12 protein-coding genes are annotated in these 16,045 nt (G+C 73.3%); 11 read left to right on the top strand and 1 reads right to left on the bottom strand.

The window, feature by feature from the left end:
• Positions 1-128 precede the first annotated feature (128 nt).
• Positions 129-2,564, bottom strand: a complete 2,436-nt coding sequence (locus M1203_RS37745) for a DEAD/DEAH box helicase (protein ID WP_283959495.1) — start codon at positions 2,562-2,564, stop codon at positions 129-131.
• A 199-nt stretch (positions 2,565-2,763) separates the two neighbouring features.
• Between M1203_RS37745 and M1203_RS37740 the strand changes: the two genes are divergently transcribed.
• The 11 genes from M1203_RS37740 to M1203_RS37690 all read left to right on the top strand — a co-directional run bounded on the left by M1203_RS37740 (position 2,764) and on the right by M1203_RS37690 (position 15,778).
• The gene (locus M1203_RS37740) at positions 2,764-5,004 is read left to right on the top strand and encodes a helix-turn-helix transcriptional regulator (protein WP_249954393.1); all 2,241 of its coding nucleotides are present in this window, start codon (positions 2,764-2,766) and stop codon (positions 5,002-5,004) included.
• 14 nt (positions 5,005-5,018) lie between these two features.
• A complete protein-coding gene (locus M1203_RS37735; RefSeq protein ID WP_249954392.1) occupies positions 5,019-5,576 on the top strand; it encodes an XRE family transcriptional regulator in 558 nt (185 codons plus the stop codon).
• 47 nt (positions 5,577-5,623) lie between these two features.
• Entirely contained in the window at positions 5,624-7,015 is a 1,392-nt protein-coding gene (locus M1203_RS37730) for a DNA-binding protein (protein WP_249954391.1), read from the top strand.
• Positions 7,016-7,203: 188 nt separating this feature from the next.
• On the top strand, positions 7,204-7,947 hold the full coding sequence (locus M1203_RS37725; protein WP_249954390.1) for a hypothetical protein: 744 nt from the start codon (positions 7,204-7,206) through the stop codon (positions 7,945-7,947).
• Positions 7,874-8,257, top strand: coding sequence for a hypothetical protein (locus M1203_RS37720; protein WP_249954389.1), 384 nt, complete (start codon positions 7,874-7,876; stop codon positions 8,255-8,257). Before M1203_RS37725 ends, M1203_RS37720 begins: the two co-directional genes overlap by 74 nt.
• 60 nt (positions 8,258-8,317) lie before the next feature.
• Positions 8,318-8,656 carry a hypothetical protein gene (locus M1203_RS37715; protein ID WP_249954388.1) on the top strand — a complete coding sequence of 113 codons (339 nt, stop codon included), beginning with the start codon at positions 8,318-8,320 and terminating at the stop codon, positions 8,654-8,656.
• A 178-nt stretch (positions 8,657-8,834) separates the two neighbouring features.
• Entirely contained in the window at positions 8,835-9,680 is an 846-nt protein-coding gene (locus tag M1203_RS37710) for a TnsA-like heteromeric transposase endonuclease subunit (protein ID WP_249954387.1), read from the top strand.
• A 41-nt stretch (positions 9,681-9,721) separates the two neighbouring features.
• Positions 9,722-11,677 carry a Mu transposase C-terminal domain-containing protein gene (locus M1203_RS39145; RefSeq protein ID WP_249954386.1) on the top strand — a complete coding sequence of 652 codons (1,956 nt, stop codon included), beginning with the start codon at positions 9,722-9,724 and terminating at the stop codon, positions 11,675-11,677.
• Positions 11,653-13,830, top strand: a complete 2,178-nt coding sequence (locus tag M1203_RS37700) for a DDE-type integrase/transposase/recombinase (RefSeq protein WP_283959490.1) — start codon at positions 11,653-11,655, stop codon at positions 13,828-13,830. The genes M1203_RS39145 and M1203_RS37700 overlap by 25 nt, the downstream gene beginning before the upstream one ends.
• Positions 13,824-14,858 (top strand): TniB family NTP-binding protein, encoded by a 1,035-nt coding sequence (locus M1203_RS37695; protein ID WP_249954384.1) that lies wholly within the window; start codon positions 13,824-13,826, stop codon positions 14,856-14,858. The genes M1203_RS37700 and M1203_RS37695 overlap by 7 nt, the downstream gene beginning before the upstream one ends.
• 77 nt (positions 14,859-14,935) lie before the next feature.
• The gene (locus tag M1203_RS37690) at positions 14,936-15,778 is read left to right on the top strand and encodes a TniQ family protein (protein WP_249954383.1); all 843 of its coding nucleotides are present in this window, start codon (positions 14,936-14,938) and stop codon (positions 15,776-15,778) included.
• The last annotated feature ends 267 nt before the right edge of the window (positions 15,779-16,045 follow it).

The raw sequence follows: 16,045 nt of genomic DNA, 5'->3' as shown, positions 1-16,045 counted from the left end.
GTGAGAGGCACCTCCACGAACTCAGCCGGTTGATGAGTGCCCATGCCCACCGCGATGCGGCAGCATGCTCCGCGCGCTCCTGTCACCACGCCCCCTGGTGCCGGTCCCGGTGGGCGGTGGGGCAGCGGCTACACCAGGGCGGCCGGGAGGGCGTCTTCGGCCGTCCAGTCGCCGTCGAACAGCGCCGCGACCAGGCGTACATGGTTGTCCGTGAGTTGGCCGGCGCGGTGTTGGGTGCGGGCCTTGGCGAGCCAGGCGCCGATCTTGACGGTGTCGCCGTCGACGCGGATGGTCTCGCGGGCGGCGGGGGCGCGGCCTTCGCGGTGCAGGAAGAGTTCCAGGAGCTGGACGGTCTGTTCGAAGGTGCGGCGGGTACGGCGTGCGGGCGTGAGCGGGTTGGTGTCGGGGGTCAGGCCGAGGACGGTCATCAGGTGCTGCTGGCCGGGCTTGAGGGTGTGCCAGGTGGTGAACTGGCGGTGGAGCCAGGAGCCGATCTTCACGCCAGACAGGAGGGTGTCGCGGGTGAGCGCGGCCGGGTCGGCGCCGTCTGTGAGGTGGGCGCGCAGCAGGTGGTATTTGCGGTGCCAGTCGGCGCCGTGCGGGAGGCGCCAGTCGGGGGCGAGGGCGGTGAAGGCGTCGGCGCGGGCGGGGTCGAGGGTGTTCTTGGTGGCGAGGTGGCGTTGTTCGGCGAGCCAGGCGCCGACGGGGGTGGTGGCGGGGGCGGCGAGGTGGCCGTGGGTGTGGTGGTAGTCGGCGGCGGCGGCGAGGCGGGAGCGCCAGGCGGCGTCGTGCTTGTCCCAGATCATGCCGAGGGCTTCGAGTTCGGCGGTCCAGTCCGCATCGAGGCGGCCGGTGGTGCGGGCGTCGCGCATGGTGGTGATGAAGGTGCCGAGTTTGTAGCCGGTGGGGTCGGTGTGGTCGGCGGGGACGTCAAGGTGGCCGTGCTGGTCGCGGTAGGCCTGGGCGGCGGCGAGGCCGAGGCGGCGGGAGCGGGAGACGGCCGGGTCGCGGGGGTCGAAGGAGGCCAGGTCCATGGCCCGTGCGATGCGTTCGGGGTGGACGGTGAAGTCGAAGTGCCAGCGGCGTTCGATGACGGTACTGGTCTCTTTCGGGAGGCGGTTGGCCTTGCCCGGGAGGCGTTCAAGGATGCGGTGGTCGTGGCTGGCCAGGGCGCAGGCGATCGCCCACACCGGTTCGTACGCGGTGCCGAGGATGTTCTCGCTGTCGGCGCCGGGCGGAACGTAGACGGGCACGATGAGGCTTGCGGTTTTGCCGCTCACGTCGAGGCGCAGGGCGCGGCCGAGGGCCTGGACGCAGCGGATGACGCTGCGGGTGGGGTCGGCGAAGACGATGGCGTCGACGCTGGGGATGTCGACGCCCTCGGCGATCAGCTTCGCGTTGGCGAGGATCGCGCTGTCTGCGGCGGCGAAGGCGGCGAAGGTGTCGGCGCGTTGGGCTGGGGTGTGATCGCCGTGGGCGAAGAACATCTTGGGGGCGATGTCGGGGCACAGGCCAGGGTCCGTCTTGGCCAGCAGGCGCAGGGTGTGGGGGAGTTCGCGGGCGAAGCGGCGGGCGTCGGAGACGAGGGTGAAGTAGACCAGGACCTTCTTCAGGCCGTGCTCGGTCATGGCGCGCAGCACGGCCAGGTGCAGGGCGGTCGTGCGCAGCGCACCGTCGTCCTTCTCCTCCTCGGCGGCGGTGGCGTCCGGTGCCGCGCTGCCTGGGGCGGGCAGGTTCAGGCGGTGGCGCAGGTCGGTGTCGGTGAGGGTGGGCACCACGATGCGGTAGTCCGCGGCCCGGCCGTCGGCGATCGCGGTCGCGAGTGGGTATTCGAAGATCTTCTTGCCGTAGACCTGCTCGTTGTCCATGGAGTTGGCGAACGCGTCCGTGTCCGGCCCGGGAAGCCGGCGGCGTGGGCGGGTGGTGTCGGCGGACTCGGCCAGTTCGGGGGCGGCGAAGATGCGGGGGGTGGCGGTCATGTAGAGGCGGCGGTCCGCGTGGATGCGCTTCGCGTCGTTGACGAGGGCCCATTTCTTGTCGGCTCGGCCCGCGATCCGGTGGGCCTCGTCCATGACGGCCAGGTCGAACGGCGGGACTGCGTACCCCGTGTTCTGGGTCTGTTCGATCTTGTCCAGGGAGTCGTAGGTACAGATCACCGTCAGAGCCGGGATCTGGTCCTGGCCCTTGCCCACGACCGACATCAGCCCGCCCAGTGCGTGCGGGTCGGTGGTCGACATGATGCGGGCGGCGGCCAGGTCGTCGCGGCCGGCGGTGTCCAGGGAGGAGACGATCACCATGTGCTCCAGGTGGCCGTCGCGGCGCCAGGCCAATGCTGTCTGCGCGGCCAGGTCGAGCGTGGGGACCACGAACAGCACCAGCCGAGCACCGAGTTCGTCTGCCGTCCGGATCGACACCAGCGTCTTTCCGGTGCCTGTCGCCGATACGAACAGTCCCCGCGTTCCTGGGCGGTGAAGGTGCCATGCCAGCCGCTTGACGGCCTCGGCCTGGTCGGGAAAGAGGTGCGGCTTGGGGCGGCCGGGCCTTGGCAGTTCGACCAGGGTCATGAGCTTCTTCCTCGATCCGAAGCAGGCGGCATCCGGGCAGCGGGCGGAGCGGCGGCGCAGGCCGCCGCCGAAGGCGCCCTTCCGAGCGGGCACCCTACCACTCGGAGCGCCACCAGTACGGAGAATGTACGGGCTTCACACGCTATCCGTACGCGTTTCGTACGCTTCATGGGGTAGGGTGAGGGTGGAGGTGTGTTCCATGTCCGAGTTGTTCGATGCGGTCGACGCGCTGGTCGCGTCCCGGTCCCCGCTGCCGCCGGCGGCGGAGCGCAGGCGGTTGCGCCAGGCTCACGCGCTCACCCTGGACGAGGTCGCCGCCGTGCTGAATGTGCGGCGGGCGACCGTCGGCGGCTGGGAGTCGGGCAAGACCGAGCCGCGGCCGCCGGAGCGTGAGGCGTACGCGCGGCTGCTGAAACAGCTCGCGCAGCTCTACCCCGCACCCGAGAGCACCGGTGCCCCGCAGGAGGACCCCGCGGCGCCGCAGGTGTTCACCGCCGCGATGCCCGCGGCACAGACTCCGGCCCCGGGCGCGGCAGGAGAAGCCGCGGCCACGGCTGAGGCCGAACCGTCCCGGCCCGCTCCCCCGGCGGCTGTCGCTGTACCGGCCGCCGCGTCGCGCCCGCACGCCGTCCGGCCGCCGCAGACCGCCCGCCGCCCGGCCGCTAAGAAGGCCGCCCTGGCGAACACGCCGACGCCCGGCGGCGCGTACGCGCACGGTCCCCTGCTCGTCCTGGACGCCGACACCGCGCGCCATGTGACCGGTTACGGGATCGGCGGTCTGATCCTGGACGTGCCCGCCAAGTCGCTGCCCGCGCTGGCGGAGTGGACGCTGGCCGAGGCACAGCTCGGGGCGGAAAGGCTGCACGGCTCGGGGAAGGACGCCGACCCGCTGCTGGTGCTCACCGAGGCCGCGTGCGAACGCTACGGCCTGCCCGGCCGGCTCTCCGAGACCGAGCGGCTGGCCGGGCGGCTCCCGGAGGGACACAAGGCCATCAAGCAGCTGGAGCGCGCCGACTGGCAGCTCACCAAGCGGGGGCTGGGGCCGTGGGCGCGGATCTACCGCCCCGCCCAGGGCAGCCGCCGCCAGTGCGTGCAGCTGTGCATCCCCTCCTGGCACGCCCTCGACGACCGCGCCTGGGGTCATGCCGCCCAGCTCGAGCCGGCGGAGCTGGCCCGGGTGCTGGGCGTGTACGCGCAGCGGGTGATGACGCCGGTCGGCTCCACCGCCGTCACCGGCCTGCACCTGATGACCGCGCTCAACCCGCCCACGAGGGCGAGCGATCCGGACGAGACCGGAAGGCGGCACTCCGAGCACCGGCCCGGCTCGCTGGGCGCGGAGCCGGTGGACCCGGCGCCGTGCGAGGCGACCGACGGACACCCCGTCCTGGCCCGCCTGCCCCGGTTCCACGTGCGCGGCCCCGAGGAGCGGCTGTTCGAGGAAGCCTACGACTGGGCGCGGGACCTGACCGACACCGAGTGCATGCGGCGCCACCTGGTCGGCATCGACGTGAACCTGGCGTTCGGTGCGGCCGCCAACGGCGCGGTCGTCGGCCTGGCGTTGCCGCCCGCGCACGTCACCGACCCGGTCTTCGACGCGGCGGTGCCCGGCTCCTGGCTGGTCGACCTCTCCCACGTCGACCTGTCCCGGGTGAAGGTCGCCAAGCAGTGGCGCGACCTCGAAGGCGGCCTGCTGCCCAGCCCGTTCACGCCGACCGGCGAACGCCCCACCGGCCCGGCCTGGTACGCCACCCCGACGGTTGCCTACGCCGTCGAGCTCGGCTACGACGTCGCCCCCGTCGAGGCCTGGGTGCGCCCGGAGAGCGGCCGGTTCCTGGACGGCTGGTACAAGCGGCTGCGCAACGCCTACGTCGACACCATGACGGATCTCGGCGTGGGCGAGAAGCTGCCCCCGGCCGGGTTCCTGGAAGCGATGGGCGGCTACAAGAGCCGTGACCGGGAGCTGGGGATCGTCGTGGACGCGATCAAGATGACCGTCAAGGGCGGCATCGGCAAGCTGCAGGAGAAGGCGCGCGGCGGCGGCTGGAAGCCAGGGCAGGCCTGGCCCGCGCTCGCCCGGCCGACGTGGCGCCCCGACATCCGCGCGACCGTCATCTCCCGGGCCCGCACCAACATGCACCGCAAGATGCTCAACCTGGCGGCGGCCACCGGCCGCTACCCGGTCGCGGTCCTCTCGGACTGCGCCGTCTACGCCGCCGACGGGCCCAGCCCGCTGGATGTGCTGCCCTACGGCTCCGACGGCAAGACGGTGCCGGGCTCGTTCCGGCTGGGGGTGTCGCCGGGGATGGTCAAGCACGAGGGCACCCAGAGCGTGCTGTGGGGGGCGGATGTACTCGAGCAGCTCGGCGCCGACGGCAAGGTCGCCAACCTCGCCCGCTACATCAAGACCGGCGAGGTCAGCGGCAAAGACACCGGAGAATAAGGAGCGTTACGGCGATGGTCACCGTCGCGGAAGAACTCGAGCGGGCAGTCCAGGGCGCCTTCACCCGCCCCATCCCCAAGTCCGCCGGGGCGCAGATGCGTTACCTCGTCAAGCAGCACGGCCGCCGGACCATGCCGGTGGCCGAGCTGCTCGGCATCAGCCAGCGCACGGTGGAGCGGTATGTGAACAACCAGATCAAAAAGCCCCGCCCGGAACTCGCCGACCGGCTGCAGCACGAGGTCCGCGCACGCTGGCAACCGCAGATCAGGGCGAAAGCGAAACAGGCCGCGGCCACCACGAGCGGCATCATGATCGATCTCCAGGCGCGGTTCGGCTACACCGCCGCCGTCGGCAGCACCGACCAGGCCCGCGTGCGTCACCTCACCCTCGCCCTGCCGCCCCATCACGCCGCCCGCCTCCTTCAGGCCCAGGAGGCCGGGGTCGACGAGGACGACCTCCGTGAGATCGCGGCCGAGGCGTTGGGTGAGGTGTACTTCCGCGACGGCGGCCGCCGCGCCCACGGCCTCGAAGTGGAACTCAAGGACATCGTCGACCTGCAGTTCGAGCTGTAGGCGGTCAGTGCGCCGTGGCGGAAGAGCAGGAACGGATGCCGGAGAGCATGGTGGCAGCAGGAGCGTTACGGACCGTGCCGCTGGCCGGGGAGCTGACCTCGTCCCTGATCAGCCGGGCCGCGGACCGCTACGGCCTGCCTGCCGCCGGGGTGCTGCGGCTGTGGACGTGCCGCAACTACCCCGCCCGGCACGTGGGCGGCGGCGTGCGGGCCGACTCGGAGGCCGTCCTCAACGCGGCCGGGCGGGGGGTGCTCGCCGAGCTGTGCGGCATCCAGCCGGCAGTGCTGGCGCGTGCTCTGCCCGCGTTCACCGTGGACGATCCCAGGATCAGCAGCGGCCGGGAGGCCGCCCTGGCGCAGGTTCGGTGGCGTTCGGCGGGGGCGGTGGCGGGCGATACGGCGTTCGCCTGCCGGTCGTGCACCGCGCGGCGCACCGGGCAGACGGTGCGGGCGGTGCGGTATCTGCCGCGCTGGCAGCGGGTGTGTGCCCGGCACGGGCGGTGGCTGCTGGACGCGGACGCCGACCAGCCCCTGGAGCACCTCGACCTGCGCGGTGTCCCGGAGGTGGTGGCCGCGCAGCGGCGGTGGACGGGGGTGGCGCGCCGTGCGGTGCGGGCCGGGGCGGAGCCCGGTCAGGTGTTCGCCGTGGCGCATGCGGTGGTGGCCCGGTGGTGGGAGGAGGCCCTGCACTGGGAGCGGGAGGAGATCTGGCCACGGCGGCTGCACCAGGTGGCGGGCGGCAACGCGGGCACGGATTTTGAGCGGTGGCGGATCGTGAGCCGGGACGCGGTCACCTTCCCGGAGGTGGTGGCCGTGGCCGACGCGCTGCTGGACCCGGCCATGACCGAGCTGGTGTGGAGGGACAGTGGCGCCGGGCGGCCCCGGCCGCTGCCCGCCGACGGGGCGTTCTGCCGCCGGCTGGGCGAGCGGGTGGGACGGGGCTGGCTGGGCCCGCTGTCGGCAGTGGACGCCGGCGGGCCGCTGCTCACCTGGATGGGCGCCGTCATCCGCCGGCGGCGCGGTCAAGGCGGGCCGCCCGGGTGGAGGGACGATCCCTGGCGGCTGCCGCGGGAACAGCAGCCCGCCACGATGGCCGGCCAGCTGCGTGTCCTGGCGGCCGAGCAGCAGTCGGGCGGCTCGGGCACCCGGTGGCGGGCCGCAGTGAGCGCCGAACACCGCTTCCGGATCGAGCAGATGATCGGCGAGGCGCGGGAACAACTGGAACCGCTGCGCGGCGTCCACAGCGGCACCACCGCCGAGGTGGCCCGCACCCTGCTGGAGCACCTCAGCCACAGTGCCGCGCTGCTCGACCAGGCCTTGGTGGACACCGCTACCGCGGCCGTCGCCGCGGGGGTGGCGGTGCAGGAGGTGTCGGCGTGGTCCCGCCTGCCCGTCCGGGAACTGGCGGAGCTCATGTCACAGGGCCCGGATCAGGACTGACGCACGCAGGCGGCCGGTGTGCCGCCTCTCAGCCGCTGCCGCCGCAGCCCGGTCGCAGGGCGGATCAGGCCGGGGCCCCCTGGGGGGTACGCGCTGCCCGCTTCGCGAACAGCGACGGCGTGCGGCCACTACGCTGAGGCGGGGCCGCAGGCAGGCGGCGGCCCGGGGACCGGCGCCGAGGGAGCACGTTGAGCACTCAGACGGGCCCGGCGGCAGCGGGGGCGGACCTTGCCCAGCTGACGCTCGACTTCCACCACACCCACCAGTTGCTGGACCCTGCCGCGCAGGGAGTGCAGGAGTGGCAGGTGCGCATCACCGCGGCCGGCACACCGGTGGGAAGCCTGACGGCCGTAAGGGGCCTGTACTGGAAGTCCGACAATCTGCGCGAGCGGATGGCCGACGAGCAGTCCTTCCCCGCCCTGGTGGCCGCCCAGCTCCTGGACGAGGACGGCCGGTTCACCTACGAGTTCGAAGAGTTCATCAAGTCGGCCTCCAGCGTCCTGGTCGTCGACCGGCTGCACGTGGAGGAGGCCTTCGCCGACCCTCTGGTCGTCGCGGGGGTGGTGGCCGCCGTCATCGACCGGCTGACGGACAACTACTTCGCCGTGGTCCTGCCCGCCAAGAACGCCGGCACCGATGCGGGTTCTGCCCTGCTCGCCGAGGCCGGCACGCTGCTGAGCGCCCAGGAGTTCTCCGACGAACTACAGATCATCGACAACGCCCTGGCCGCCCCCGAAGAGGCCGCACAGCACGTACGGATGCGTCTGCGCTCCCTCGCCCGCCACGGCCAGCCTGCGGAGTGGGACGAAGACGCCGGCGAGGAGGACGGCTGGGACGAACCAGCAGTGGCGGCGGCAGATGGCCCGATGCTTCGACGACCTGGCCGCCGACCTCGCCCAGACGGGCACGGTCCGCCCGGGCTGCACCGGTGAGGAGATGGCCCTGCACCTGGGCATCGACCGGGCCAAGTCGCTGACGCGGAACCGGCCGCGCCTGGTCGCGGAAACAGTGAAGGGTCTGGGTGAGGACCGCCGCGACTTCGACTGGGACTGGTGCTCGGATGTCCTGTTCGAGGACCACGACGTGCTGATGCTGTTCGACGCCTCCCTGGACGGGATCGAGGACAGCGGCAACGAGATCAACCAGGCCCTCGGACTCGCCAACCTGGCCTCCGCCGACTGGTTCGTACCCTTCCGCCCCCGTCAGGCCCGCGACCCCGACCGCGGCTTCAGCCACTCCTGAGGGCCCGAGACGACTACGCGCAGGCTGCTGACGCGGCCGGGCGGGGGGAAGTGGGAAGCAGTGGCCAAACGCGATGTGTGGGTACGCGTCGGCGACGACCTGGTGCGCGGTGACACCGTCGTGGGTGTCACGGTGAGCGATCCGCACTACCACCACGAGACGTTCAAGATCATGCTGAAGGTCACGGGGCACCGCGACCACCTGTGGCTCAACTCCGGTGTCCGCGACGACGACCAGGGCGCGGGGCGCGAGCAGGTCAACGCGCTCGCCGATGCCTTCGTCGACACGCTCGCGCGCGGTGCGGCAATGCCGTCCGGCGCCCTGATCAGGCTCGGCACGGACGAGGACGAGGACGGGGACGGGGACGGCTCGGGATGGGTGCTGTCGTCTCTGGGATAGCCGCGCACCTGCCCACACACCCCGCGGCCCCAGGACGGGAAAGTGCAGATGTGTGCACTGACAGCGGCGCGTCCGGGTGTCATCCTGACCCTGCACATGAACCCCAACAGGCTTAAGGGGCGTCCCAGTTGGGGTTACCGGTGGGTTCGCCTGCGCGGCAGGACGGGCATGGCGTTATGTGGAGTTCGTGATCATCGACAGCAGCCAGGACAGCGCACCGGCCGGCTTGTCCGCCGTCGTGGGCGGCGCCTGGCGGGTGCCGGAGCCGGGCGCGGTGGAGGCGGAGTTCGCCGGGGCCAACGGCACGCTGGTGCAGCGCCGCTGGGTGCAGGCGGCCGTGGCGGTGAGGTTCGAGGAGCTGGCGCCGGTGGCGGCGTTCCCGGTGGTGCCGGGGCGGCGGTGGGGGCCGGGCTGGTGGTGGTCGGCCACGACCGGGCGGCACGTGATGCACGGCTCGCAGGCGATGTGCACGCAGCTGATGGTCCTGGACCGCGATCCGCAGGTGGTGGGGCTGTCGGCGCGGCCGGTGCGGCTGATCTGGCGGGATCCGGACAGCCGGCGGACGCTGACGTGGGTGCCGCAGCTGTTCGCCCGCTGCGCCGACGGCCGTGCGCTGCTCGCCGACTGCCCCGCCTCGGCGGAGCCCGCCGCCGCAGGCCGGGCCGCGCGGGCGGCGGCGGTGCTGGAAGCGGCGTGTGCGGCGGCGGGGTTCACCTACCGGCGTCTGGTGCCGCCGGATGCGGTGGTGGCGGCGAACGTGCGGTGGCTGGCCGGCTACCGCCACCCGCGCCACCGCGACGCCGGCGGGCTTGAGCAGGCGGTGCTTCAGGCGTTCACCACCGCGCGGCCGCTGATGGCCGGGGCCGCGGCGGCGGGCGAGACCCTCTCGGCGCTGCCGGTGCTCTACCACGCGCTGTGGGGCGGGCGGCTGGTGGCGGATCTGACGCGGCCGCTGGGCGAGCACACGCTCGTGGCGCCCGGCCCGGCCGCAGGCGACGGGGCGCAGGAGCAGCACGGCAGGTGAGCAGGCACGAGGTAACCGCCGTTGATGGGCGGTCTGTGGGGGTGGGTGCTCAGGTCCGGTTCGAGGACCGGACCTGGCAGGTGACCGCTCTGGTCGACGGGCGGGTGTATCTGGCCGCAGGCGACGGGGCCACCGGGTGCGTGCTGGCCGCCCGCCTGGTGGCCGCGGACGGCTTCGAGGTCGTCGGCCGGGCTGCCCCGCAGGTTCCGGCCGCCGCCGTGTGGGCGGATGTGCCGTTGCCTGCCCGGGAGCGGGCGATGGCCTGGCTGCGGCACATCCGGGAGGTCGAGACCGGGCTGCCCGGCGGCCCCGGCAGCGGCGGGGTGCCGAGGCCTGAGTACGACCCGCAGGTCTTCACGCTCGCCGAGCGGGAGCACGCCAAGGCGAAGGAGCTTGCGGGGCGGGGATGGACGAAGGTCAGCCGGCCCACGGTGCAGCGGATGCGGCTGGCCTACCAGCGCCAGGGGCTGCTGGGGCTGGTGGACAAGCGGTCCCTGCGCGCCTCCTCCCCCACCGGGCGCACGGACGAGCGGGTGGTGGCCGCCGTGCTGGAGGCCTTGCGCGTACGTCGCGGCCGGTCGAAGACCACCACCGTGCAGGTCATCGAACTGGCCGAGCAGATCGTGGCGCAGACCCATGGCAAGGGCCGGGTGACGCTGCCGGCCAGGTCGTCGCTGTACCGGCTGGTGAAGGCGCTGGCGGATCCGGCCGAGCCGCCCGGCAGTCCGGCGCGCACCGCCACCGGTCCGGACGGGGCAGGCGGCACTGCGCCTGCGCTGCGGCCCGCCGAGCGGGTCCATGTCGCCACCGCCCGCCTGGGCATCGAGGCGGTGGGCGAGGACGGCCGTGCGGTGGCGGTGTCGGTCACCTGCGCCCTGGACGGGGCCACCGGCTGTGTGCTGGCCGCCGTGCTGCACCCGCAGCAGGCCGCGCCGGTCGAACTGTCCGTGCTGCTGGCCGAGATGGCCGTCCCCCGCACGGCGCGGCCCGGGTGGCGGGAGATGCTGCGGGCAGCGCACGAGGCGCTGCCGCTGCCGCAGCGGCTGATGCCTTTGGACGCGCGCATCGAGGCGGCTGTGGCGCGTCCGGCGGCCCTGCCCCAGACGCTGGTGTTCGACCCGGCGGCGGCCGCCGTCACGCCCTGGTTCCTGGCCGTGTGCGAGAGCCTCGGCGTGAGCCTGGAAGCCGCCCCCGTACGGCGCCGCGGTCTGCACCGTGTCGCCGGGGAAACGGTGCAGACGCTCGGGGGGCTGTTCACCCGGCACTGCGCAGACCTGGCCGGCGCGCGGGGTGTTGTGCACCCGTCGGACAGCGCGGGACGGCAGGCGGAGGCGTTCTTCAGTCTGCCGCACCTGAGGGATGTGCTGGACGAGTGGATCACCGCCCGCTGGCACACCCGCCCCCAACAGGCTCTGCGGCACCCGCTGCTGCCCAAGGCGGCCCTTGGTCCGCAGGAGATGTGGCGGGTGCTGCTGGGGGTCGCCGGGTCGGTACCGGTGCCGCTGAGCGGGCAGGACTTCGCCGAGCTGCTGCCGGTGCAGCGCCAGGCGGTCACCGAATCAGGGATCCGCCTGGGCGGGCGCCGCTACGACCATGAGTGCCTGGATGAGCACCGCGGCCGGGCCAGGCCCACCACGGACGACGGCCGGTGGGAAGTGCACCACCACCCCTACGACATGCGGCAGATCTACATCCGGCTGCCCGACGGGCTCCTGCACGAGATCCCCTGGACCGAGCACGCGCACGCCCTGCGCCCGTTCGACGACGCCGTGCGGCGCCGCACCGGGCAGATCCTCGCCGCGCGCAGTGACCCGCCCGGGCATCCTCCACCAGCGGGTGGCGGGCCGGAGCGGGAGGCGGGTGCGCCCGTACCCGAGCCGGGCGAGCAGGGCCTTGTGGCTGATCCGCAACCGAGCGGCGGCACCCCTTGGGTGCCGGACGGCACCGGGCAGGCGGGCACTTTGTGGGACGCATGGGCGGAGGCCGAGCAGTGGTGAGCACATCCGGCCGCCCGGGCCGCCGCCCCGTGGCTGCCGCTGCGAGCGGCCGGCAGGTGAAACTGGGCGCGTATGTGACGTTCCAGGGCGGTAGCTGGCAGGTCGCCGCGGTGGCCGGTGCGTCGGTGACGCTGGCCGGCGAGGACGGGCAGACGGCGTCGGTGCTGTCCTCGTTCCTGTTCGCCGACCCGGGTTTCACCGTGGTGGGCTCCCCCCGTGCGGGAGTGGGGCAGTGGGGGCTGCTGGAGTCGGTGCCCGCCCGTGAGCGGGAGCGGGCTCTGGCCTGGCAGCGGCACATCCGCGAGATCGAGACCGGACTGCCCGACGGGCCCGGCAGCACCGGCGTCCCCCGGCCCGAGTACGACCCGCAGCGCACCTCGATGGCCGAGCGGGAGCAGGCCAAGGCCGACGAACTCGCACAGCTGGGCTGGCCGCGGGTCAGCCGGGCCACCGTGCGCCGCATGCGCGCCCGCTACCACGCGGGCGGCCTCATGGGTCTGATCCCGCGCCGCAAGCCATCGAGTGCGACCGGGCAGGCCGATGAGCGGGTGGTGGCCGCGGTGCTGGAGGCCTTGCGCCGCCAGCGCGGCCGCTCCAAGGGCACGCTGAAGGGGCTGCGGGAGCTGACCGGGCACATCCTGGCCGACACTCACGGGCCGGGCACGGTGGCACTGCCCGCGCCGTCGACGTTCAACCGGCTGGCGCGGGTGCTGGCCGACCCGCTGGAGCATCCGGGCCGTCCGGCCCGCACCGCAACGGCCGCGCCCGTGCGGCCCTTCACGCCGACGGTGGCGCTGCGGCCGGGCGAGCTGGTGCAGATCGACACCACCCGCCTGGATGTGATGGCCATCGGCGAGGACGGAAAGCCGCTGCGCCCGGAACTGACGATCGCTCTCGACGTGGCGACCCGGTCGGTGGTGGCGGCCGTGCTGCGCGAGCAGAGCACCCAGGCGGTGGACGCCGCCCTGCTGCTGGCGGAGATGGCCGTCCCCCACCCGGTGCGGCCCGGCTTCGGCGAGCAGCTGCGCCTGGCGCACGCCGCCGTCCCCTACGACCGGCTCCTCGCCCTGGACGCACGGCTTCAGCAGGCGGCGGCGCGGCCGGTGCTGGTGCCGGAGACGATCGTCATCGACCGCGGGGCCATCTTCGTCTCCGCCGCGTTCCTGGCCGCGTGCGAAACCCTGGGGGTGAGCGTGCAGCCGGCGCCGCCGCGGTCCCCGGCCGCCAAGGGCGCGGTGGAGAGGACCTTCGGAAGCATCAACTCGTTGTTCGCGCAGCACGTCGCCGGCTACACCGGCCCCCACGTCCTGGCGCGCGGTGAGGCGGTGCGGGACGAAGCCCGGTTCACGGTGGCGCAGTTGCAGGAGCTGCTGGACGAATGGATCACCGTGTGCTGGCAGCACCGCCCCCACGACGGGCTGCGCCACCCCCTGCTGCCGAAGAAGGCGCTGGCCCCCAACGAGATGTGGGGCGCGCTGCTGGGCGCGTGCGGGTACGTGCCGCTGCCCCTGGACGGCGCCGACTACCTGGAACTGCTGCCGGTGCGCTTCCACCCGATCACCGGCCGCGGCATCCGCATCAACCACCGCACCTACGACCACGCCATCCTCAACGAACACCGAGGACGGCACTGCCCCACCGGACCCGGCGGCAAGTGGGAGATCCACCTCAACCCGCACGACGTCCGCCAGATCTACCTCCGCCTGCCCGACGGACACCTGCACGAGATCCCGTGGATCCACCGCGACCACGTCCACGCCCCGATGGGCGAGACCACCTGGCGCCACATCCGCGCCGCCCTCGAGCAGCGCGCCGAACGCGAGGCACATGAAGCCGCCCTCGCCGAGGCCGCCGACCAGATCCTGCGCCATACCCGGCCCACCGCACCAGCACCGCCAGCCGCGCCCGCCACGGCGCCGGGCATGCGCGCCGGGAAGGCAGCCTCCCAGGCAGCAGGCGGCGAACCGGCAGCACCGCACCGTACTGCGGCCCAGGCCGCAGCGGAGGCGGAGGACAGCCTGGATGCGCTGGACGCCCGATTCCCCGCCGAAGACCGGGACGATGTCGGCGCCGATGAGTCCGGCGCACTCACGCTGCCGGGAAGCGGCGCGCTGACGCTGTACGACGCCGACCAGGAGGCCGCGCTGTGGTGACCCCTGCCCGCCCTTCGCCCCCGAACGACGAGGAGGCGGCCGCGGGCACAGTGACGACGTTCGACGGCTTCGCCCGGTTCGCCCACGCCGCACCCCCCATGCCGCCGCGGCCGGGCCAGGCACCCCGCCCGGCGGAGGAACGCCTCGCCTACCACTCGCAGTTCGTCACCGTGCGCACCCCGGCCATCGAATCCCTGGCACGCCAGGTCCGCACTCTGATGATCCTGGGCCGCCACCAGCAGGCCACCGCCCGGCCGTCGCTGATCGTCACCGGCCCGGCCACCACCGGCAAGACCACCGCGCTGCTCCAGGTCGGCCGTACCTGCCACCTTGCCCACACCCGCCGCGCCCACCCGGGCGACACCAGCGTGCCCGTCGCCTACGTGCTGGTGCCGCCCGGCGCCACCGCCAAGACCCTGGCCGCCGAGTTCGCCCGCTACCTCGGCATCCCCGTCACCGAGCGCATGACCACCGCGCAGATCACGACCGCCGTCTGCCACACCTACACCACGGCCGGCGTCGCACTCGTGCTGATCGACGAGATCCACCGGCTCAACCCGCGCTCCTCCAGCGGCGCGGAGGCCGCCGACTGGCTCAAGGACCTCACCGAACGTATCGGCGCCACATTCGTCTACGCAGGCATCGATGTCACCGCCAGCGCCGTTTTCAGCGGAGTACGCGGCGCGCAGCTGGCCGGACGCGCCTCTCTGATCGACTGCGGAGCGCTGCCCGCCCGCGCCGGCCACCGCGAGCCGTTCCGCGAGCTGATCGCCACCCTGGAAGCGGCCCTCGACCTCACCGCGCACCGCACCGGCAGCCTGCCCAGACTGGCGCCGTACCTGCACGAGCGGACCGCCGGACGCATCGGCAGCCTCTCACGCCTGATCCGCCAGGCCGCCATCGAAGCCATCTGCGAAGGCACCGAGCGCATCACCAAGACCCTCCTGGACTCCATCGCACTGGACCACCTCGCCGAGGAGCACTACCGGCCCCGAACCCCCGCCCGCCGCACCCGCCCCGGCCGGTGACCGCCCCCACCCGGACCCGCCCCGCACCCGCGGTGCGGCCCGGCACGATGTGGCCCAGCCCGCCCGGAGCGCTGCGCGTGCGACCGCTGCCCCGCGAAACGGCAGCCTCCTACCTCACCCGCCTCGCCGCCGCCTACCACCTCTCCCCCGCCCACCTCCTGGACGGTCTGCACATCACCGCCACCGGCACCCCCGCCGCCCCGCACGCCACCGAACTCCACCTCAGCTGCGAAGCCGCCCGCCGCCTGGCCGCCTTCACCCGCATCCCGCCCGCCCATCTCAACCGCGCACTGACCCGCCGGCCCCCGCCCGCCACCATCACCACCGCCCCCACCGCCACCGCCCGCTGGCAGCCCCTCACCGCCGCCGTGCAGCCCCTGCCGGCCTGCACCGCCTGCACCCTGCGCCGCCCGCCCCACCACGCCGCCCCCGCGTGGATCCACCCCGCGCCCGACCTGCCCCGGGCCATGATCTGCACCCGTCACCAGCAAGCCTCCAGCGACCCCCGACAGCGCGTCCCCCTCGACATCCGCACCCTGCCCGAACTCACCCACACCCGCCTCACCACCCGCCGGCCGCCCACCACTGCTTCCCTGAGCTGGGCCACCACGATCATCACCCGCTGGTACGACCACCACCAGCACCTCGACACCCGCTGGCGCACCCGCCTGCACCAGCTCACCACCACCAACCCCCACCTCACCCCAGGCCCCGCCTCCCCCGCCCTGACCTGCCGGACCCTGATCACCTACCCCGAAACCCTCATCCTCGCCACGACCCTCGACCGCCTCCCCCGCCACGCCCCACTGACCCGCACCCAGCAGACCGCCTTCCTCCACCACCTCGCCCGCAGCCTCCACCTGACCCGCCTCGCACCCGCCGACCACGACCTGCTCTGGCAACGCCTCACCACCCGCTGAACCAACCCACACCCCACACCGCCCCAAGCCCTCGCACAACCGGACAGCACCGGCACCTATAGACGCGCCAACCACACTGAGCAAAAGCCACCACCCCGCTCAGCACACTGCGCAACACCAAACACCCAGCTCAACCCACCTATCCCCCGAGACCGGACACGCAGTTACGCGTAAACCCAACCGACTGACCAGAACTACCACCCAGTACAACTGAACAACAGCAGGTCACAATCAAGATCAATAAGCAAGCACGTCAGCCACGCCACA

The sequence above is a fragment of the Streptomyces sp. 35G-GA-8 genome, assembly GCF_023534745.1.
Taxonomy (GTDB): Bacteria; Actinomycetota; Actinomycetes; order Streptomycetales; family Streptomycetaceae; genus Streptomyces.
This window is presented reverse-complemented; position numbering and strand designations above follow the sequence as displayed.

What these genes read in the sequence shown, in the direction of transcription:
- M1203_RS37745 (WP_283959495.1), bottom strand. Translation starts at nt 2,564, where the DNA reads ATGACCCTGGTCGAACTGCCAAGGCCCGGCCGCCCCAAGCCGCACCTC.
- M1203_RS37740 (WP_249954393.1), top strand. Translation starts at nt 2,764, where the DNA reads ATGTCCGAGTTGTTCGATGCGGTCGACGCGCTGGTCGCGTCCCGGTCC.
- M1203_RS37735 (WP_249954392.1), top strand. Translation starts at nt 5,019, where the DNA reads ATGGTCACCGTCGCGGAAGAACTCGAGCGGGCAGTCCAGGGCGCCTTC.
- M1203_RS37730 (WP_249954391.1), top strand. Translation starts at nt 5,624, where the DNA reads ATGGTGGCAGCAGGAGCGTTACGGACCGTGCCGCTGGCCGGGGAGCTG.
- M1203_RS37720 (WP_249954389.1), top strand. Translation starts at nt 7,874, where the DNA reads ATGGCCCGATGCTTCGACGACCTGGCCGCCGACCTCGCCCAGACGGGC.
- M1203_RS37700 (WP_283959490.1), top strand. Translation starts at nt 11,653, where the DNA reads ATGGGCGGAGGCCGAGCAGTGGTGAGCACATCCGGCCGCCCGGGCCGC.